Raw genomic sequence first — 18,745 nt, 5'->3', positions numbered from 1 at the left:
CATGACCATCGCCTACGACGACCATCCCGACCCCGAGCCCGAAGACCTCCACCGTTGGACCGAGCGCGGCTTCACCGTGGCCGAAGCACGCGGCTGGATCGACAACGGATTCCTGCTGAGCTCCGCCGAACGCTGGCGCGACAGCGGCGTCTACACCCCCGGCGACGCGTACGCCTGGCGCACCGCCGGCCTCACCCCCTACACCGTGCAACCGCTGCTGCGCGCCGGGATGACACCCCGCGACGCCGTGCAATGGCACGAACTCGGCTACAGCCACACCGAGGCCGCAGAGCGACACCTCGCCGGAGAACGACCACGCCCCCGACGCTGGTGGCGGACCCTGCTCGGACACCGCCCTCGCAAGTCGGACACGCTGACCGGCGAACAGTCCGCGACCATGCGGGCGCTGCTCCGCTCCGGAGTTCCTGTCGCGACCGGACGCGCTTACCTCGACGCCGGATGGCGCGATGCCGCAACGGCCGTGCCCTGGGCCAGAACCGGCCTCGACCCGGCACAGGCCGCCGTGTGCCACAGCATCGGCTTCACCCCCTCCGAAGCATCAACCCTCGCTGAAGCCGGCCACGACGGCTTCGAACTCCTCCGGCAGTGGTGGGACGCAGGCATCCCCCGAACGGAAGTCCCTGCCTGGGTCGTCGCCGGATTCACACCCGACGACGCCCGTCACGCCCGCGACGCCGGCACGACCGCCGAACACGCCGCCGTGCTCCGAGCGCTCAGCGGCCCGAGCGCCCCGAAACCACCCGAAGAAAGGAACTGACATGACCGCGATGATCAGCGCCACCGACCTCCGCAAAACCTACGGAAAGAAACGGGCGCTCGACGGATTCACGCTCTCCGTGGACGAAGGAACGGTATGCGGGCTGCTCGGCCCCAATGGTGCGGGAAAGACCACGGCGGTGCGCATTCTCGCCACGCTGCTGAAAGCCGACTCCGGCAACGCCAGCATCGCCGGACACGACCTCACGACAGACTCCGGCCGAGTACGCGCCGCGATCGGATTCACCGGACAGTTCTCGGCCGTCGACGAGATCCTGACCGGACGGCAGAACCTCGACATGTTCGCCCGGCTCTACCACCTCGACCGACGACAGGCGCGCCAGCGAACAGACGAACTGCTCGACAGGTTCGCACTCCACGACGCCGCCGACCGACCCGCAGGCGGCTACTCCGGCGGGATGCGGCGTCGCCTCGACCTCGCTGTCAGCCTCATCCTCGCGCCACGTGTGCTCTTCCTCGACGAGCCGACCACCGGTCTCGATCCACGCACGCGCGCCGAGGTCTGGACCGACATCCGAGAACTCGTGTCCGCTGGAACAACCGTTCTACTGACGACTCAGTATCTCGATGAGGCCGATCACCTCGCCGACCAGATCGCCGTCATCGACAGCGGGACGATCATCGCGCGCGGCACACCCCGCGAACTCAAAGAGAGCGTCGGGGGTGACCGGATCGAACTCGCACTCCGCGACGAGGAACAGACGAATGCGGCCGCACGCATCGTCGCTGCCGCGACCGGCACTGACCCCGGCATCGACCTCCACCGTCGCCGCGTCAGCGCGCCCGCTCCCGAACGGTTCCACAGCCTGAGCACCACCATGCGGCAACTCCACGAGGCAGGCATCGACCCCGAAGACGTCGCCCTGCGCCAGCCGACCCTCGACGACGTGTTCATCAAGCTCACCGATCGGGAGGAGAAGACAGCATGACCTCGCTCGCCCCCCTCACCGCAACGGCCCCCGGCTCGCCGTCGCGGTGGGCTCTGCACGACAGCCTGATCGTCGCCCGCAGATACCTCACCCACTTTCGCCAGCAACCGTCACGACTTGTTGGCAACCTCCTCTTCCCGATCGTCATGGTGATCATGTTCGGGTACGTGTTCGGGAGCGCGATCACGCTGCCCGACGGCGGCAACTACCGCGAGTTCCTGATGCCAGGGCTGTTCGTGATGACGATGGCGCTCGGCATGGCCCAGACCGTCATCTCCGTCACCACCGACACCGCCAAGGGCATCACGGACAGGTTTCGCACGATTCCCATGTCGGGCGCCGCCGTCGTCACCGGCCGAAGCTTCGCCGACCTTGCGGCATCCGTCCTCGAACTGATCGCCCTGCTCGCCTGCGGACTGCTGGTCGGCTGGCGCGCCAACGGAACCGTATGGCAGACCCTCGCGGCGATCGGGCTCCTGCTGCTTCTCCGCTACGCGCTCGCGTGGGTCGGCATCTACCTCGGCCTCGCGCTGCGGTCGCCCGACCTCGCGAGCGTCGCCCTCGCGCCCATCTACCCGCTGACGATGATCTCCAACGTCTTCGTCCTCCCTGCCCAGATGCCGGCCTGGCTCGGGGTCATCGCCGAGTGGAACCCACTTTCCGCCACAGTCACTGCCACGCGCGAACTCTTCGGTAATCCCGGCATCACGACATCGACATCATGGGCCGCCGAGAACGCGACACTCCTCGCCATCGCCTGGCCCCTCGTCCTCATCGCCGTGTTCCTCCCCCTAGCAGCCCGGCGGTACCGGTACCTCGCCGCGTAGAGGTGACGATGCGTCCTCACGCCATCGTCGTGTGCCTCCACCCGCGGATGGCCCGCGTGCGCTGACCCCATCATGTCCACCACCGTGACTCGGTTCGCGCTGTCGGATCGAAGACGAAGTAGGCGATTCGCTCCTGTTCTCGCCAGGACCGGCACTGTCCATGCCTGCTACAGCGGTGCGCGGCTTCTCGGCGAGCTGCTCCTCGCGGGGCGTCGCGCTCCCGTTACTCGTCTCGCAGTTCGGAGGTCAGCGACGGCTACAGCCTCGCGGCTGCCGATGATCGCAGGGACGTTCTTCTGGGGTCGTTACTATTCGTCACGGCGTTTGGAAATTCGTTACCATATCGCCCATTCCCTCTCGGAATATCGAGTGTTGACATCAAGCCCACTTCACACACCAAACTTGTACACGTTGGTGTCTTCCTGGCGAACAGCGGTGCGATTGCCCCCTGTGACAGGCATGCACCGCTTCGGACCGGCATTCATAGCGAGTTCGTCGATGCAGCACGAGCAAGAGCCGGACCGTGAACGTCATCGCATATCGAGAAGGATGGCAGTGATCGAAGACGCAATGACTGACGCCGATGAGGTGCTCCGCGGCCTGTATCAGGAAGGTGATGAAGATGCCCGCATGGTCTTGCCCCAGAACTTCGTGGAATGGGATCGCACCTGCGAATTGCTCCGTCGCTGGCTGCCGAATGCGCCTGCGACAATCCTCGACGTAGGTGGCGCGTCGGGTCGATACGCGCAGTGGCTCAGTTCGCTCGGGTATAGCGTCCTCGTGATCGATCTCCTGACCAAGCATGTCGAGCAGGCACGGGCAAAGGGGATCAACGCGGAACCGGGTGACGCACGCGAGTTGCCGCAGGCGACTGGCAGCGTAGACGCCGTTCTGCTCATGGGTCCGCTCTATCACCTCCCGCTCGCCGAAGACCGTCAGCGTGCCCTAGCCGAAGCAACCCGAGTCTGTCGTTCTGGCGGGCAGGTGATCGCTGCGGCGATGTCCAAGTGGGCGAAGCCTGCAGTGCGCGCCTCCCGAGGCGAGCTCGCTGATGCGGAGATCCAACGGCATCTGGAGGCCGTGCTGAGCGGGGGAAATGATCCTAACGGCACTGACTTTGACCGGGTCTCGTACAACCATGACCCTGCGGAGTTCGAAACAGAGCTTCAGGCGGCCAACCTGCGTGATATCGAAGTCCTCGGGATCGAGGGACCACTCGGCGCAGCCGCGCGGGAGGATACCGGGCTGAACGACTATGCGATTCGCACCGCCCGGATCGCGGAGCGGCACGCGCCGCATCTCTCCATCCACCTGCTCGGCCGTGGGCTCGTCACCTGATATGCCGGCGATCTCCGAATCGCCACGCTTCATCGAGCGAGCACAGTCGCGCTCATCCGCGGCTCGAAAGATAACGTGGGAACGGGTTCTTGGTCGAGCGACACCTGGCACACGCGTACGGCTTCACCGATATCGACAGGTGAAGGCCGGGCTGCTGGCGCTCCCCGCAAATCTCGTCCCGATCCCTACGAAGAAAGGAACACGATGACACGACCTCAACGTCAGGTCCATGACGCACTGGTTGGCCTGCAGAGCGCAACCGAGAAGGACAAGATCGTTCGACGCTTGCCAGCCGACAGCGGCCTAGATGCGATCGGCGTGCGCATGAAGGACGTGTTCGACACGGCGAAGGAGTGGACCGACCTCGATCTTCACCACGTTCCAGAACTGCTGTCCAGTCCCTGGTACGAGATGCGGATGGTCGGCGTGTCAGTCCTCGACTTCAAAACACGACGGCGCGGTCTACCCGACGACGAACGACGCCGCCTCTACGACACCTATATGAGTCACCACGAGTTCATCAACATCTGGGATCTCGTCGACCGTGCGGCTCCGCGGGTGGTCGGGTGGTACCTCCTCGACAAGTCACGCCAGCCCCTCTTCGACCTCGCACGATCCGAAGCCCCGATCGAGCGACGAACGGCGATCACCGCATCGTTCTGGCTGATCCGCCAAAGCAACCTCGACGACCCGATCGCATTAGCAGAACTGCTCCTCGACGACCCCAGCGAGATCGTCACCAAGCCCCTCGGAACCGCACTGAGGGAGGTCGGCAAGATCGATCAGCAGCGCCTCCTCGACTTCCTCGACAAGCACAAGAATCGAATGAGCCGCCCAACACTGCGACTCGCCACCTACCTGTTACCCGACCATGTGCAGAAGGCGCTATAAGGCGCTTCGCATGCTCACGCGTAGCCGTCCCGAGTGGGAACCCATAGCCAGCTCCGCGGCCGTGGCTGCAATCTCGACCACGGTGAGACGCTAGCTGTTCTATGCATCGAGCTTGGCGGTAGCCGACCGGGGGCATCCTGTTCTATGGCTGATGGCGGTCGCCGAGTGGCCTGTGTGGTTTGTGACCTGCCCCACGGAAAGGGTTCCAGTTTCGGTGGCTAACTGGTGGCCTGATCCGGAAGGCTCATGCCCATGCCACGTCCCTATCCCCCGGAGTTTGGGACTGCTGCACGAGTAGGTGACATCTGATCTGGCTTGCCCGTGGGGGTGGGCCTGGAAGGATGCCTTCGTGCCTAGGCCCTATCCGAAGGAGTTCCGTGACGACGTGGTGCGCGTCGCGGAGAACCGGGAGCCCGGCGTGACGATCGAGCGGGTCGCCGCTGACTTTGGGGTTCACCCGATGACGCTCACGAAGTGGCTCGCCCGCTCGCGCGCCGAGAAGACCGCCGCCGAAACCGGTACTCCGTCGCCGGGTGATCGAGACGCCGAGGTCCGCGAGCTGCGTCAGCGCAACCGGCTGCTGGAGCAGGAGGTCGAGGTGCTGCGCCGGGCGATGGCGTATCTGTCGCAAGCGCACCTGCCGGGAAAAGGCTCTACCCGCTCGTGAAAGAGCTCGCCTGTGACGGGATCCCTGTCACGGTGACGTGCCGGGTCCTCAAGCTCGCCCGCCAGCCCTACTACCGCTGGCTCAAACAGCCCATCACCGAGTCGGAACTGGTGGAGGCGTATCGCGCGAACGCGCTGTTCGACGCGCACCGCGACGACCCCGAGTTCGGACACCGCTTCCTGGCCGACGAAGCCCGCGAAGCCGGACAGCCGATGGCCGACCGGACCGCGTGGAAGATCGCGTCGGCCAACGGCTGGTGGTCGGCGTTCGGCAAGAAACGCGCCCGCGGGGGGGGCCGCAAGGCCGGCCCGCCCGTTCACGACGACCTCGTGCAACGCGAGTTCATTGCGGACGCACCGAACCGGCTCTGGCTGACCGACATCACCGAGCACCGCACCGGCGAGGGCAAGCTCTACCTCTGCGCGATCAAGGACGTCTTCAGCAACAAGATCGTCGACTACTCGATCGACTCTCGGATGAAATCGAGCTTGGCCGTCCGGGCACTGGCCAACGCCGTCGCGCTGCGCGGCGACGTCGCCGGCTGCGTGGTCCACAGCGACAGGGGCAGTCAATTTCGAAGCCGGAAGTTCCTGCGCGAGATCGCCCATCACCGCATGACCGGATCGATGGGCAGAGTCGGCGCGGCAGGCGACAATGCCGCCATGGAGAGCTTCTTCAGCTCCGCGGCTCTTCTGACGGCCCAGCCATCATCAACGATCGAGGAAGCGAGCCGACGACGCCCTTCCGGCGTCAAAGGCGCGTTAGCGTGAGTCACGAAGACCTCCGTGGAATCCGATGTGAGGGTGGTACCCACATCGTCCCGGAGGTCTTCGCCTATCTCACACGTTCACAACCTGCCGGGGAAGAACACCCTAGCGGGGCGCGTCCAGCCAGGCGCGGATGGCCGGATCGTGCTCGCCGAGGCGTGGCGGTGCCGCCGGCCGGACGGGGATCTCCGGCGTCCACCGGAGCGGCGAACGGATCTGGCGCGAGCGCCGCCCGTCCGCGCCTCGCGCCTCCTGGACGGGCTCCAGGCCCAGCCGTTCCGCCAGCGCGATCCCCTCTCCGATCGTGTTCACGACACCCGCGGCCACGCCCACTCGGTTCAGACGCTCGGCCCAGACCCCCGCCGGGCCCTCCGCCAGCGCGGACTCCAGCTCCTGGACCAGTGCCACGCGGTGCCGGACCCGGTCCGGGTTCCTGGCGAAGCGCGGGTCGGCCGCGAGCTCGGGCCGGCCGAGCTCCTGCGTCATCCGGGCGAACTGCGCATCGTTCCCGCAGGCCACGGCGATCGGCGCGTCCGCGCACTGCAACGACTCGTACGGCGCGATCGACGGGTGGCGGTTGCCGAGTCGCCCGGGCTCGACCCCCGCGCCGAGGTGCGCGGACACCTGGTTCACCAGGGCGGCCTGGAGGCTCGACAGGAGGTTGACCTCGATCTTCGAGCCGCGCCCGGTCCGCTCTCGACGCCGGAGCGCGGCGAGGATGCCGATGACGGCGTCCTTGCCCGTGAGCACGTCCACCAGGGCGACGCCGGCCTTCATGGCGTCGCCCCCGGCCTCGCCGGTGATGTGCATGAGCCCGCCCACCGCCTGCGCGACGAAGTCGTAGCCCGGAAGGGCCGCCCCTTCGCCGAGTCCGAAGCCGCTGACGGACGCGTAGACGAGACCGGGGTGGTCCTCGGACAGGCGTTCCCAGTCGAAGCCGAGCGCCGCGAACAGCCCGGGGCGGAAGTTCTCGATCACGACGTCGCTGCGGGCGATGAGCTCGTGCGCTCGATCCCGGTCCCCGGGGTCCGTGAGGTCGAGGGCGACCGACTCCTTGCCGCGGTTGGCCGACTCGAAATAGGTCGTCATACCGGAGTCGGCATACGGCGGACCCCACGCCCGGGTGTCATCGCCCGTGCCGGGACGCTCGACCTTGATGACGCGGGCGCCGAGGTCCGCCAGCGTCATGGTCGCCAGGGGCCCGGCGAGGACCCGGGAGAAGTCCGCGACGACGATGCCGTCCAGCGGCGCGCTCACGCCCGCACCCGCAACGGGTGGGCCGTGGAGTCCCGAGCGACGACCGAGATGGGGAACTCGACGTCCGTCCCCGGCTCGGCCCTGCCCTCCAGCAGGTCGATGAGCAGCTCCGAGCAGGCGACGCCGGACTCTCGGGGGCGCAGGTCGATGGACGTGATCGACGGCGAGAGGAACGGCAGCGACGGGTGATCGACGCAGGAGACCACGGTGATGTCCTCGCCGATGGTCCGCCCCTGACGTCCCAGCACCGCCACCACCTCGATGGCGCTGGAGTCGGGGCCGCAGATGATCACGTCGGTGTCCGGGTGCTCCCGCAGCAGCCGCTCCGTCGACTCCCGGACGGCGAGCCACGGCGCCTCGAAGGACACCGGGGCCAGCACCGGGTCGAGCCCCCGGTCCGCGCAGGCCGCACGGAAGCCGGCCACCAGCTGCCGCGACCAGTCCGTCGCGTCCGGCGCGACCAGCAGCGCCGGGTGCCGCGCGCCCGTCACGTCGATCTCCGCGAAGAGCCTGCGCATCCCGGCCTCGTGCGACGACCAGACGACGCCCGCCGGCGTCCCCGGCACGTCCTCGGGAAGGTGCTCCTGGGTCACGATCGGCATCCCGGACTCCATGAGGGCGGGCAGGCCCGGGTCTCCGGACAGGGGGTCGCCGATGATGAGCCCGTCCGCACGGATGGGCCGCGACCGCCCCGAGGACACCGAGGGGCTGACGATGGTCACGTCGATGTCGTGCGCCGCAGCGCTGGTCACGATGCCGAACGTGAAGGCCATGTAGTACGACGAGCGCGACACGACCTCCGGCAGGACGATCCCGATGGTCCCGATCGATCCGCCGCGCAGATGACGGGCCGCGGTGTTGACCGAGTAGCCGAGCTCGGCGGCCGCTGCGAGGACCGCCTCGCGCGTGGCCGTGGAGACCCGCCCGACACCGCTCAGCGCATCGGAGGCCGTGGTCTTCCCGACCCCGGCGCGCCGAGCGACGTCGATCAAACGGGCGCGCCGTGGCTCTTGCATGCGGCCGATTCTAACCACACCCAGCACACCGTCATCTGTCGGAAACAGATCGGGTCTTGCGCTGTAACACGCTTATCGCATACTTTTGCCGGAACGTTCCGGCACACCGACGTTCCGAGATCGAATTCGACGGAGATTCCATGAACTGCAGCTGCCACACGTCCGGCCACGTCCAGCGCTCCCGCGAGCTCGGCGACGGCTCCGGCGCCCCCTACGCCACGCTCTCGGCCGACGAGCTGCGCCGCGTGAGCGAGGTGCTGCGGGCGAACGGGGCGCTGGAGGACACCCACCGGATCGCATACGTCGGACTCGACGAGCCGGATCGTCGCGTCGTCGCCGCAGGATCCCCCGTGCCGCGGCGCGCTCGCGTCCAGCTGCTCGACCTGGACGACGGGCGGGCACGGGCCCTGATCGTCGACCTCGACGACGGCACGATCGCGCGGGACACGGACATCGATCCGGACCGCGACGGCCAGGTGCCGCTGCTGCAGGAGGAGCACGCGATGATCCGCGAGCTGATCGGCGCCGACGAGCGCTGGATCGCGGCGCTGACCGCCCGTGGGATCGACGACCCGGCGACGGTCGCCCTCGCGGGGCTCTCCGCCGGGCGCTTCCCGATCGAGGGCGAGCAGGGGCGACGGCTGGCCCGCGTCCTCGGCCACCACCAGCCGACCCCGCAGACCATGCCCTGGGCGCATCCCATCGACGGCCTCGTCGCCTACGTGGATCTCGGCGCCCGCGTGGTCCTGGACGTCATCGACACCGGCGCCGTGCCGATCCCCCAGGAGACCGCCGACTATCACCTGCCGGGCACGTTCGGTCCGGAGCGCACGACGCAGAAGCCGATCGTCATCCAGCAGCCGGAGGGGCCGAGCTTCTCGTTCGACGGGGACGTGATCACGTGGGAGAAGTGGACCGTGCGCGTCGGTTACGACATGCGCGAGGGCCTGATCCTGCACGGCGTCGGCTTCGAGGACGACGGCCGGGTCCGCCCGATCCTGCACCGCGCCTCCATCGCGGAGATGCTCGTGCCCTACGGGGACCCGGGCCCGGTCCGGTTCTGGCAAAACTACTTCGACACCGGCGAGTACCTGCTCGGCCGCCTCGTGAATTCTCTGGAGCTCGGCTGCGACTGCGTCGGCGACATCACTTATCTGGACGTGCCGATCGCGGACGCCCGAGGGAACGTGAAGATCCTGCCCCGGGCGGTCTGCATCCACGAGGAGGACGCCGGGGTCCTGTGGAAGCACACGGAACAGTTCACCGGAACGAGCGATGTCCGCCGCCAGCGACGGCTGGTCATCTCGTTCTTCGTCACGGTCGGCAACTACGACTACGGCTTCTACTGGTACCTCTACCTCGACGGCAGGATCGCGTTCGAGGCGAAGGCCACCGGGCTCGTCTTCACCGCCGCATATGACGAGCGCACCAGCCGCTACGCGAGCGAGCTCGCCCCCGGGCTCGCCGCGCCGTACCACCAGCACCTGTTCTGCGCCCGCCTGGACATGGCCGTGGACGACGGCCCCGCGGTCGTCCACGAGGTCGACGTGCAGACGCTTCCCCGTGACGAGGACAACCCCCATGGCACGGCGATCGGCTTCACACGGACGCCGCTGCGCAGCGAGAAGGAGGGACGGCGCCGCGCCGACGCGGCCGTCGACCGGACGTGGCGGGTCAGCAGCGCGACGGCGCGGAACCGCCTGGGCCGCCCGACCTCCTACGTCCTGAGGCCGGAGGGCAGGCCCGTGCTGCTCGCCCATCCCGACTCGGTCATCGCGTCGCGCGCGCGGTTCGCCACCTCGGACCTGTGGGTCACCGCCTACGACCCCGAGGAGCGCTACCCCGCCGGCGACGTGGTAAACCAGAGCGCGCCGGAGCAGGGGCTTCCCGCCTTCGCCGCCGACGACGCTTCCCTCGACGGCGCGGATCTGGTTCTGTGGCACACGTTCGGCCTCACGCACTTCCCCCGCACCGAGGACTGGCCGATCATGCCCGTCGACGCGTGCGGGTTCACCCTCACTCCGCACGACTTCTTCGACCGCAACCCGACCCTCGACGTCCCCGCCTCCCCCGCCGCGTGCGCCTGCTCCCCCGATCACGCGCACGCCGCCGACACCGCGCACCACCCGCACCACCTGTCCGTCCCCCCGGCGCCGCACCCGGCGTGAGCCGCATCGTCCCGCCGCCGGCGTCGTCCGACCACCCGAAGGGAACACCCCACATGACCACCGCAGCCCGAGCAGGGGCGGCCATCCTCGCCGTCGCCGTGCTCGCCCTCACCGGTTGTACCGGCGGCGCCTCGCCGGACGCCGCCCCGACCAAGGACGAGGCGGCCCCCGGCTTCCTCGCCGTCGCCGACGCGTCCTTCGACGCCGGCGGCGACCTCGTCGTCCAGGTGGACTACGACACCGCCGAGGCGAGCGGCCTCGACCCCCAGGGCGCCGCGACCGCGCGCTCCTGGATGCTCGAGGGGCTCGTCTACGAGACCCTCACCACGATCGACGAGAACCTGGAGGTGGCTCCGCGACTGGCGACATCCTGGGAGACGCCGAGCGACACCGAGTACGTCTTCACCCTGGCCGAGGACGCGGTGTTCTCGAACGGCCGGGCGATGACCGCCGACGACGTGGTCGGAAGCCTTCAGCGCCTGCTCGAGAACCCCACCACGTGGACGGGCCAGCTCGGACCGATCGCCTCCGTGCAGGCGACCGGGGACCGAGAGGTCACGGTCACCCTCTCCGAGCCCTATGCGCCGTTCCTCGCGGCCCTCGCCAACACCCCCGCCGCGATCCTGCCCATGGCGGAGATCCGGGCGGGCTCGGTCGACATCACGACCGAGATGCTCGGCACCGGCCCGCTCGTCGCCACCGCGCACCGGCAGGACGAGGAGTGGACGTTCGCCCCGAACCCGCACCACCCTGACGCGAGCACCCTCGGCTTCTCGTCCCTGACGATCGACATCGTCGGCGACGAGGCCACCCGCGCCGCGGCGCTGCGCGACGGTTCCGCCGACTTCGCGGTGCTGAACTCGATCGACTCCGCCGAGCTGCTCGCGAACGCGAAGGACGTCACCGTCGTCGGCCAGACGAACACAGACTTCCACTACCTGATGATCAACGCGCTCACCGGCGACGAGGCGCTGCAGGATCAGGATGTGCGCTTCGCGATCAACTCCGCGATCGACCGCGCCGCGATCAACGAGCTCGCCTTCGCGGGATCCACCGCCGCCACCGGAGTGACCCCGGCGGGCCTTCCTGACGCCTGCGCCCCGGAGGATCTCCCCTCCGCAGCGAGGGACCTCGCCGCGGCGAAGAGCGTGATCGACGGCGTCGGCGGCCTCGATCTGGACCTCGTCGTGTACACCGACGAACCCGTCCTCGCCCAGATCGCTCAGGTGATCCAGCAGAACCTCGCCGAGATCGGCGTGACCGTGAAGATCCAGCAGGTCGACTACGCGACGTACTCGGACCAGGTCTACGGAAGCCCGGCGTCGTTCGACCTGGCTCTGAGCTGGTTCGCCGGCTACGCGGATCCCGCCATGGTGACGACGTGGTGGAACCCCGAGGTCGCCGGGTTCTCGTCCGTCTTCATGAAGGGGTCCGACGAGCTCGACGCGCTCATCGCCGACGGGTACGCCACCGAGCCGGGCGCGGATCGCGCCGCCGCGTTCGACAGCCTCTGCGCCCTGGCGGACGAGCAGAGCGAGATGATCCCGCTCGTGCTGCGGCCGTCCACCATCGGCTGGAACACGCGATCGCTGTCCCCGACGCTGACCACCGACGAGGGTTACGGCAACTTCCTCCGGCACCTCACCGCGTTCCGCGCGAGCTGACATGGCCGTCGCCCTGTGGTCCGTCCGGCGCATCGGCGCCGCACTGCTGACGCTGCTGGTGGTCTCGGTGCTGATCTTCGCGTCCGTCCGCCTGATGCCGGGCGACTACACCGACCTCGTCCTGGGTCCGCTCGCCACCGACGCGCAGCGGGCCCAGGCGGTGGCCGAGTCCGGCCTCGACGATCCCGTGGTGCTGCAGTATCTCCACTGGGTCGTCGGCGTCCTCACCGGCGACCTCGGGCACTCGTTCGTGTCCAACGTCTCGGTGTCGGAGGAGTTCGCGGCCCGCCTTCCGGTCACCGCGACGATCGCGCTGCTGACCATCGTGGTCACGCTGCTCGTCGGCATCCCGCTCGGGTTCCTGGCCGCTCTGCGCTCCGAGGGCAACGCCGGGGCGGCCGGTCGCCTGATCAGCGCCCTCGGCATCAGCATCCCGGAGTTCCTGCTGGCGGGACTCGTCGTGTTCGTCGTCTCCGCCCTCGGGCTCGGCGTCTCGGTCGGCCGCTTCGCGCCCTTCGCCTCCGATCCCGGGCGCTTCTTCGGCTCGCTGGCCCTGCCGGTGGCCGTCCTCTCGGTCGGCTGCGTGGCGGTCGTCGCCCGGAACACCCGCGACGCCGTCATGAACGTCCTCGTCGAGCCGCACATCCAGGCGGCGGTCGCCCGTGGCGAGACGCCGGCGTTCATCGTGCGCCACCACGTGCTGCGCAACGCCGCCGCCCCGATCCTCACCATCGTCGGCGCCCTCGTCGCCGTGCTCCTCGGAGGCACGGTGATCGTCGAGTTCGTCTTCGACATCCCCGGGATGGGCTCGTACCTGCAGACCGCCCTCGGCCGACGCGACTACGCGATCGTGCAGAGCGCCGTCCTGCTCGCCGCCCTCGTCTTCATCGTCGCGAGCCTGCTCGTCGACCTCGTCGCCACCGCGCTGGATCCCCGCCTGCGCCTGACCGGAGGGAGCCGCCGATGACCGTCGCGCCCACCGCCGTGCACCGCGTCCGCGCCGCCGGCCAGGCGTCCCGAGGCGCCTGGCGCCGCAGCGACGCCCTGCTGCGCACGGCGGTCGTCGTGCTCAGCCTCATCGTCCTGGTCACCGTGATCGCGGTGCTGACCGGTCTCGCCGGGTCCACGAGCGCCACGGTGGGAGGGCGTCTGGAGGGTCCGTCCGTGACGGCGCCGCTCGGCACCGACAACCTCGGCCGCTCTCTGCTTCCCCGCCTGTTCCAGGGGATCGCGACCACGCTCGTCGTCTCGATCGTCGCGGTCCTCTGCTCGGCCGTGGTCAGCACGGTGCTCGGCATGGTCGCCGGATACTACGGCGGCGCGGTCAACGAGGTCGTCATGCGGGTCGCGGATGTGCTGTACGCGTTCCCCGCGCTCGTGCTCGCGATCCTCGTCTCCGCTCTGCTCGGCCCCGGCCGGCCCGCGGCGATCATCAGCATCGTCGTCATCACGATCCCGTTGATGACCCGCGTCGTCCGACTCGCGACACGATCCGTCTCCGAGCGGGACTTCATCGTGTCGGCCAGGATCAGCGGCGTACGGACCCCCGCGATCCTCGTCCGGCGGGTGCTGCCGAACATCGCCGGGACGATCGCCGTCCAGGCCAGCTACGCGCTCTCCGTCGCCATCCTCGTGGAAGGCGGCCTGAGCTTCCTCGGCTTCGGCGTCCAGGTGCCCGAGGCCTCGCTGGGCCTGCTGATCCAGCAGGGCATGCTCTACATGACCCAGGCGCCGCAGCTCATCATCGTCCCCGGCGTCGTCCTGGTCGTGTCGATCCTCTGCATCAACATCATCGGAGACGGGCTGCGGGACCGCTTCGAACCGCGAGAGACGAGGTCCCTCCGATGACCGCCCTGAGAATCAGCGACCTCGCCCTGGAGTTCACCGGGACGACGACCGTGCGGGCCCTGGACGGGGTCGACCTGGAGGTGGACGACGGGAGCTCCCTCGCCCTCGTCGGCGAATCCGGATCCGGGAAGTCCACCCTCGCCTCGGTGGTCGGTCGTCTCCAGCCGCGCTCCGCCCGGATCGTGCGCGGACGGGTCGACGTCGACGGCATCGACGTGCTGAGCCTCGGTCCCGAGGCCCTGCGCGCCTACCGCCGGGACACCCTCGCCTACGTCGCCCAGGATCCGATCGGCTCCCTCGACCCGACGATGCGGATCGGCGCCCAGCTGCGCCTGGTGCTCCGAGCGGTGGGCGAAGACGATTCCCCGCAGCGGCGGACCGCGCTGCTGGAGGCGATGCAGATCGCGGACGCGCCGCGCGTCCTGCGCCTGTTCCCCCATCAGATCTCCGGAGGCATGGCCCAGCGAGTCGCCATCGCGATGGCCCTGTGCCGCCGCCCCGCCCTGCTGATCGCCGACGAGCCGACCGCCGCCCTGGACAGCCAGGTCCGCGAAGAGGTCGTCCGGCTGATGTTCACACAGGCGCGGGAGCAGGGCACGACCATCCTCTGGCTGAGCCACGACCTCCCCGCCGTCGCGCGCTGGTGCGACGAGGTGGCGGTGATGTACGCGGGACGCGTCGTCGAACGCGGCGGCGCCGCCGAGGTGCTGGGCAGCCCCGTCCACCCGTACTCCCGTGCTCTGGCCGCGACGGATCCGTCCCGCGCTCGCCGCGGCGAGCGCCTGGCGAGCATCCCCGGGGCGCCGCCGGTGCTCCACGGCGAGGCGGAGGGCTGCGCGTTCGCGGCCCGCTGCGCCTTCCGCGTCGACGCGTGCGAGATCAGCCGCCCGGCGCCGGTGGCTCCGCGACACAGCCTGTGCATCCGTACGGCGGAGCTGGCCGGCGCGTCACCGGGCGAACCTCGCCCGGTGACGCAGGAGGTCCGCGCATGAACGCCGTCTCCCCCGCCGTCGAGCTCGTCGACGTCAGCGTCTCCTTCGCCTCGGGCGTCGGCGCGCGCCGCCGTGAGACGACCGCCATGTCCCAGGTGAGCTTCTCGGTGGCGCCGGGGCAGACGCTGGGGCTCGTCGGCGAGTCGGGATCGGGCAAGACCACGACGGGATCCGTCGTGCTCGGCCTCCGGTGCCCGGACTCCGGCGAGGTCCGGTTCCAGGGCGCCCCCCTCGCGCGGAGCCTGCGCTCCCGCGCCGGACGGATGCAGGCCGTGCTGCAGCATCCACGGTGGGCGCTGGATCCGCGGTCGACGGTGCTCTCCTCGGTGCTGGAGCCGCTGCTCGTGCACGAACGCCGCAGCACGGAGACCGAGGACCGCGCGATCGCGATGCTCGAGCAGGTCGGACTGCCCTCGTCGTTCGCCGCTCGACGCCCGCACCAGCTCTCCGGCGGGCAGCTCCAGCGCGTGAGCGTCGCGCGCGCCCTCGTGACCCACCCGTCGTTCCTCGTGTTCGACGAGGCCGTCAGCGCGCTCGACGTGTCCGTCCAGGCGCAGATCCTCAACCTCATCCGGGATCTGCAGGACGAGCACGGCTTCGCCGCGCTGTTCATCTCCCACGACCTCGCGGCCGTGCGCTACATCTCACACCACGTGGCCGTCATGCGCGCGGGCGAGATCGTCGAGATCGCGCCGACCGACGTCTTCTACGACCTTCCGCAGCATCCCTATTCGCGTCAACTGTTCCAGGAGCTCTCATCGTGACCGACACCCCTCGCCTCGCCCCCGTCGCCGCCGGAGGCCCCCGGCGCTCGAACGGCGACTTCGCCCTCGCCCCCGTCCACGGCACCGACCGCGGGCAGGTGGAGTACGACTTCCCCGGGGTCCTCCTCGGGACCGCCGAGTACGCCGAGGGGCCCACCGGGGCGACCGTGCTCTCCATTCCCGCGGGAGCACGCACGTTCACGGACCGCCGCGGCGGAGCGGTCGGTGCGAGCGGGCTGTACGGGTACAACCACGCGATCTGCCTCGCGGGCGGCTCGGTCTACGGGCTCGCCGCGGTCGCCGGCGTGTCCGAGGCGCTGTTCGGCCGCGTCGGGCACCGCTCCGGCTTCGACGAGCTGCAGCTCGTGTCGGGCGCGATCATCTACGACTACTCCGTGCGGGACAACTCCGTCTACCCGGACGCCGCGCTCGGCCGAGCGGCGCTGGACGCGGCACGCCAGGGCGTGGTCGAAGTGGGCCGGGTGGGCGGCGGGGCGTCCGCGTCGTCCGGCAAGGTGGATCCGTCCCGCGTCGAGTTCACCGGCCAGGGCGTGGCGTTCCGACAGGTGGGCGACGTGAAGGTCCTCGTCGTGACCGTGCTCAACCCCTATGGCGTGATCCTGGACCGCGAGGGCCGGATCGTCCGCGGCAACTACGACGCGACGACCGGCGAGCGCCGCCACCCCGCCCGCGACTACGAGGAGGCGATCGGTGAGTCCGGGCTGGTCGACGCGATGTCGGGCAACACCACCATCACGGCGGTGGTGACGAACGTGCAGCTCACCGACATCGAACTGCGCCAGTTCGGCCTTCAGGTGCACAGCTCGATGCACCGCGGGATCCAGCCGTTCCACACCCCGCTCGACGGCGACACGCTGTTCGCCCTGACGACCGACGAGGTCGCGCTCCCCGCGGACCCGGCTACGTCCCGCGGTCGCCTCTCGCTGAACTCGACCGCGGTAGCGACGCTCGCGGGAGAGACGGCCTGGGACGCGATCCTCTGCGCGGCGGGCTGATCGTGTACGAGTTCGAGAAGTACCGCGCGCCCTCGCAGGACGAGGTCACCGAACTGGTCCGCCGTCACCCGTTCGCCCTGATCGTCTCCAACGGCGGCGGTGCCGCCGGGGCGCCGACCGCCACCCACACCCCGGTGATCGTGGAGCGGATGGCGGAGGACGGCGGATTCGTCGGCGGCGAGCTCCTCGGCCACGTCGCGCGGAAGAACCCGCAGTGGCAGCAGATGGCGGACGGCGATAGCGTGCTGCTCGTGTTCACCGGGCCGCACGACTACGTCTCCCCGACGACCTACGCGGACGACCCCAACGTCCCCACGTGGGACTACGCCGCCGTGCACCTGACCGCCCGCGTGACGGTCCTCGAGGGCGCCGAGGACGGGATGCACGTCGTCACGCGCACGGTCGAGGAGCTCGAGGCCCTCGAGCCCGTCGCGTGGGACATGACGAGCTCGCTGCCGACGTTCGAGCGGATCGTGGGCGGGATCGTCGCGTTCCGCTTCGAGGTCCTGGAGCAGCGCGCCGTCTTCAAGGTCAGCCAGGACAAGCCGCGGGAAGTCCGCGAGCGCGTCGCCGCGGCATCCCGCGCGCGTGGGTGCCCCTACGGCGACGTCGCCGAGCTCGTCGAGCGGATCGGAGGCGACCGATGATCGTCCACGAGTGGACCTCGGAGACCGCGGACCCCCGCGAGGAAGGACGGCGCTTCGGCGAGCGCTGGGCGTCGCAGCTGCACGAGGCCCGCGACGCGTACCGGCGCCTGTTCGCGCAGTCCGGCGTCACGGGCGAGGAGGCCGACGATGTCGTCGCCGAGTGCCGAGCCGCGGTGGAGGCGTGGGCGCCCGAGATCGCCGAGGAGTTCCACGGCGTCGCGGAGGGGAGCGCCCTGGAGGTCGCCGACGTGCACCTGCTCACCGCGCGCACCGAGGTGCTGGCTCGGATGACGCCGTCGATGGAGTGCTCCACGATCGTGTTCGTGCCCGCGGGCGCCCGTCCGCCCCGCACGCTCCAGACGTGGGACTGGCACGAGACCCTCTCGAACGAGACCGTGGTGCGGCGCCTGCGGACCGCGAGCGGCGCCCGCGTCGTCACGTTCTCCGAGTTCGGCCAGCCGGCGAAGATCGGCGTCAACGACCGCGGACTCGGCCTGCACTTCAACATCCTTCACCACCGCAGCGACGGCACACAGGCGGGCGTCCCCGTGCACGTGCTGTCCCGGATGATCCTGGACCGCGCGTCCACCGTGGGCGAGGCGGAGGCCCTGGCCCGGAGCGTCCCGCTCGCCGCGTCCAGCGTGCTCACCGTCGTGGCCTTCGACGGCGACCGGGCGGAGGCGGCGGCGATCGAGGTGTCCCCCGCCGGCGTGGCCGCGCTGGCCGTGACGCCCGGCGGCGTCCTCGCGCACACGAACCACTTCCTGGACGAGGAGCTGGCGGCCGGCGAGTTCTCGCCGTACGAGACGACGAGCGTGCCGCGGTACCGCTGCCTGGTGGACGCCGCCGATCTCGCCCGGATCGAGGACGACCGCGAGCGGGCCCTGGCCTTCGGCGGCATCCCCGACGCGCCGATCTCCGTCCGTGCCCGCCAGGACCAGCCGGAGCACCTGCGCTGGGAGACGAAGCTGACCGTGGCCCTCGACGTCGAGCACGGCGCGATCGCCTTCGCGGCCGCCGCACCCGCCGACGTCGCGCAGGCGCCGTGGCATCGGATCGGTGTCGACGACGGCGCCGCCGAGGCCCGGAGCGAGGAGCACGGACGGCGTCCCGCGGCGACGCTCACGCCCGGGATCGCGACCGAGACGGGCGACGC

The 18,745-nt window shown here is 69.8% G+C and carries 17 protein-coding genes and 2 pseudogenes; 16 read left to right on the top strand and 3 right to left on the bottom strand.

The annotated features are described in order from the left end of the window. Position 1: 1 nt before the first annotated feature. The 7 genes and pseudogenes from MR1_RS07620 to MR1_RS07590 form a co-directional block, all read left to right on the top strand. Positions 2 to 778, top strand: coding sequence for a hypothetical protein (locus MR1_RS07620; RefSeq protein WP_067244652.1), 777 nt, complete (start codon positions 2 to 4; stop codon positions 776 to 778). A gap of 1 nt (position 779) precedes the next feature. Next, positions 780 to 1,727, top strand: coding sequence for an ATP-binding cassette domain-containing protein (locus MR1_RS07615; protein WP_067244650.1), 948 nt, complete (start codon positions 780 to 782; stop codon positions 1,725 to 1,727). Beyond that, the gene (locus MR1_RS07610) at positions 1,724 to 2,554 is read left to right on the top strand and encodes an ABC transporter permease (RefSeq protein ID WP_067244648.1); all 831 of its coding nucleotides are present in this window, start codon (positions 1,724 to 1,726) and stop codon (positions 2,552 to 2,554) included. The genes MR1_RS07615 and MR1_RS07610 overlap by 4 nt, the downstream gene beginning before the upstream one ends. Before the next feature lie 555 nt (positions 2,555 to 3,109). Continuing rightward, complete coding sequence (locus MR1_RS20040; protein ID WP_067244646.1) at positions 3,110 to 3,892, top strand: class I SAM-dependent methyltransferase; 783 nt, start codon at positions 3,110 to 3,112, stop codon at positions 3,890 to 3,892. 204 nt (positions 3,893 to 4,096) lie between these two features. Then, positions 4,097 to 4,783 carry a DNA alkylation repair protein gene (locus MR1_RS07600; RefSeq protein ID WP_067244644.1) on the top strand — a complete coding sequence of 229 codons (687 nt, stop codon included), beginning with the start codon at positions 4,097 to 4,099 and terminating at the stop codon, positions 4,781 to 4,783. A gap of 298 nt (positions 4,784 to 5,081) precedes the next feature. Continuing rightward, the gene (locus MR1_RS20425) at positions 5,082 to 5,450 is read left to right on the top strand and encodes a transposase (RefSeq protein WP_157517948.1); all 369 of its coding nucleotides are present in this window, start codon (positions 5,082 to 5,084) and stop codon (positions 5,448 to 5,450) included. Next, positions 5,447 to 6,079: pseudogene (locus tag MR1_RS07590) on the top strand (DDE-type integrase/transposase/recombinase); the annotation flags it as partial. The gene MR1_RS20425 and the pseudogene MR1_RS07590, both read left to right, overlap by 4 nt. 29 nt (positions 6,080 to 6,108) lie before the next feature. Here MR1_RS07590 and MR1_RS20505 read toward each other — a convergent pair. The 3 genes and pseudogenes from MR1_RS20505 to MR1_RS07580 all read right to left on the bottom strand — a co-directional run. Continuing rightward, a pseudogene (locus tag MR1_RS20505) lies at positions 6,109 to 6,225 on the bottom strand (IS481 family transposase); the annotation flags it as partial. A gap of 97 nt (positions 6,226 to 6,322) precedes the next feature. Then, positions 6,323 to 7,474: a CaiB/BaiF CoA transferase family protein gene (locus tag MR1_RS07585; RefSeq protein ID WP_067244640.1), complete on the bottom strand. Its 1,152-nt coding sequence runs from the start codon at positions 7,472 to 7,474 to the stop codon at positions 6,323 to 6,325. Next, positions 7,471 to 8,490: a LacI family DNA-binding transcriptional regulator gene (locus tag MR1_RS07580; RefSeq protein WP_084344437.1), complete on the bottom strand. Its 1,020-nt coding sequence runs from the start codon at positions 8,488 to 8,490 to the stop codon at positions 7,471 to 7,473. The genes MR1_RS07585 and MR1_RS07580 overlap by 4 nt, the downstream gene beginning before the upstream one ends. 140 nt (positions 8,491 to 8,630) lie before the next feature. Between MR1_RS07580 and MR1_RS07575 the strand changes: the two genes are divergently transcribed. The 9 genes from MR1_RS07575 to MR1_RS07535 all read left to right on the top strand — a co-directional run. Continuing rightward, positions 8,631 to 10,658, top strand: a complete 2,028-nt coding sequence (locus MR1_RS07575; protein ID WP_084344436.1) for a primary-amine oxidase — start codon at positions 8,631 to 8,633, stop codon at positions 10,656 to 10,658. A 53-nt stretch (positions 10,659 to 10,711) separates the two neighbouring features. Beyond that, a complete protein-coding gene (locus MR1_RS07570; RefSeq protein ID WP_067244635.1) occupies positions 10,712 to 12,322 on the top strand; it encodes an ABC transporter substrate-binding protein in 1,611 nt (536 codons plus the stop codon). Between the two features lies 1 nt (position 12,323). Beyond that, on the top strand, positions 12,324 to 13,289 hold the full coding sequence (locus MR1_RS07565; RefSeq protein ID WP_067244633.1) for an ABC transporter permease: 966 nt from the start codon (positions 12,324 to 12,326) through the stop codon (positions 13,287 to 13,289). Beyond that, on the top strand, positions 13,286 to 14,170 hold the full coding sequence (locus tag MR1_RS07560) for an ABC transporter permease (RefSeq protein ID WP_067244631.1): 885 nt from the start codon (positions 13,286 to 13,288) through the stop codon (positions 14,168 to 14,170). The genes MR1_RS07565 and MR1_RS07560 overlap by 4 nt, the downstream gene beginning before the upstream one ends. After that, complete coding sequence (locus MR1_RS07555) at positions 14,167 to 15,162, top strand: ABC transporter ATP-binding protein (RefSeq protein WP_067244629.1); 996 nt, start codon at positions 14,167 to 14,169, stop codon at positions 15,160 to 15,162. The genes MR1_RS07560 and MR1_RS07555 overlap by 4 nt, the downstream gene beginning before the upstream one ends. Next, on the top strand, positions 15,159 to 15,926 hold the full coding sequence (locus tag MR1_RS07550) for an ATP-binding cassette domain-containing protein (protein WP_067244627.1): 768 nt from the start codon (positions 15,159 to 15,161) through the stop codon (positions 15,924 to 15,926). The genes MR1_RS07555 and MR1_RS07550 overlap by 4 nt, the downstream gene beginning before the upstream one ends. Then, a complete protein-coding gene (locus MR1_RS07545; protein ID WP_231821073.1) occupies positions 15,923 to 16,942 on the top strand; it encodes a P1 family peptidase in 1,020 nt (339 codons plus the stop codon). Before MR1_RS07550 ends, MR1_RS07545 begins: the two co-directional genes overlap by 4 nt. Positions 16,943 to 16,944: 2 nt before the next feature. After that, complete coding sequence (locus tag MR1_RS07540; RefSeq protein ID WP_067244625.1) at positions 16,945 to 17,589, top strand: FMN-binding negative transcriptional regulator; 645 nt, start codon at positions 16,945 to 16,947, stop codon at positions 17,587 to 17,589. Beyond that, positions 17,586 to 18,745: C45 family autoproteolytic acyltransferase/hydolase (locus MR1_RS07535; protein WP_067244623.1), on the top strand; the 1,160-nt coding region annotated here is incomplete at its 3' end. The genes MR1_RS07540 and MR1_RS07535, both read left to right, overlap by 4 nt.

Source organism: Microbacterium resistens NBRC 103078 (genome assembly GCF_001552355.1).
GTDB lineage: Bacteria > Actinomycetota > Actinomycetes > Actinomycetales > Microbacteriaceae > Microbacterium > Microbacterium resistens.
The sequence above is the reverse complement of the archived record's forward strand: the minus strand, read 5'-3'. Positions and strand labels throughout refer to the sequence as shown.

What these genes read in the sequence shown, in the direction of transcription:
- MR1_RS07620 (WP_067244652.1), top strand. Translation starts at nt 2, where the DNA reads ATGACCATCGCCTACGACGACCATCCCGACCCCGAGCCCGAAGACCTC.
- MR1_RS07615 (WP_067244650.1), top strand. Translation starts at nt 780, where the DNA reads ATGACCGCGATGATCAGCGCCACCGACCTCCGCAAAACCTACGGAAAG.
- MR1_RS07610 (WP_067244648.1), top strand. Translation starts at nt 1,724, where the DNA reads ATGACCTCGCTCGCCCCCCTCACCGCAACGGCCCCCGGCTCGCCGTCG.
- MR1_RS07600 (WP_067244644.1), top strand. Translation starts at nt 4,097, where the DNA reads ATGACACGACCTCAACGTCAGGTCCATGACGCACTGGTTGGCCTGCAG.
- MR1_RS07580 (WP_084344437.1), bottom strand. Translation starts at nt 8,490, where the DNA reads ATGCAAGAGCCACGGCGCGCCCGTTTGATCGACGTCGCTCGGCGCGCC.
- MR1_RS07575 (WP_084344436.1), top strand. Translation starts at nt 8,631, where the DNA reads ATGAACTGCAGCTGCCACACGTCCGGCCACGTCCAGCGCTCCCGCGAG.
- MR1_RS07570 (WP_067244635.1), top strand. Translation starts at nt 10,712, where the DNA reads ATGACCACCGCAGCCCGAGCAGGGGCGGCCATCCTCGCCGTCGCCGTG.
- MR1_RS07565 (WP_067244633.1), top strand. Translation starts at nt 12,324, where the DNA reads ATGGCCGTCGCCCTGTGGTCCGTCCGGCGCATCGGCGCCGCACTGCTG.
- MR1_RS07560 (WP_067244631.1), top strand. Translation starts at nt 13,286, where the DNA reads ATGACCGTCGCGCCCACCGCCGTGCACCGCGTCCGCGCCGCCGGCCAG.
- MR1_RS07555 (WP_067244629.1), top strand. Translation starts at nt 14,167, where the DNA reads ATGACCGCCCTGAGAATCAGCGACCTCGCCCTGGAGTTCACCGGGACG.
- MR1_RS07550 (WP_067244627.1), top strand. Translation starts at nt 15,159, where the DNA reads ATGAACGCCGTCTCCCCCGCCGTCGAGCTCGTCGACGTCAGCGTCTCC.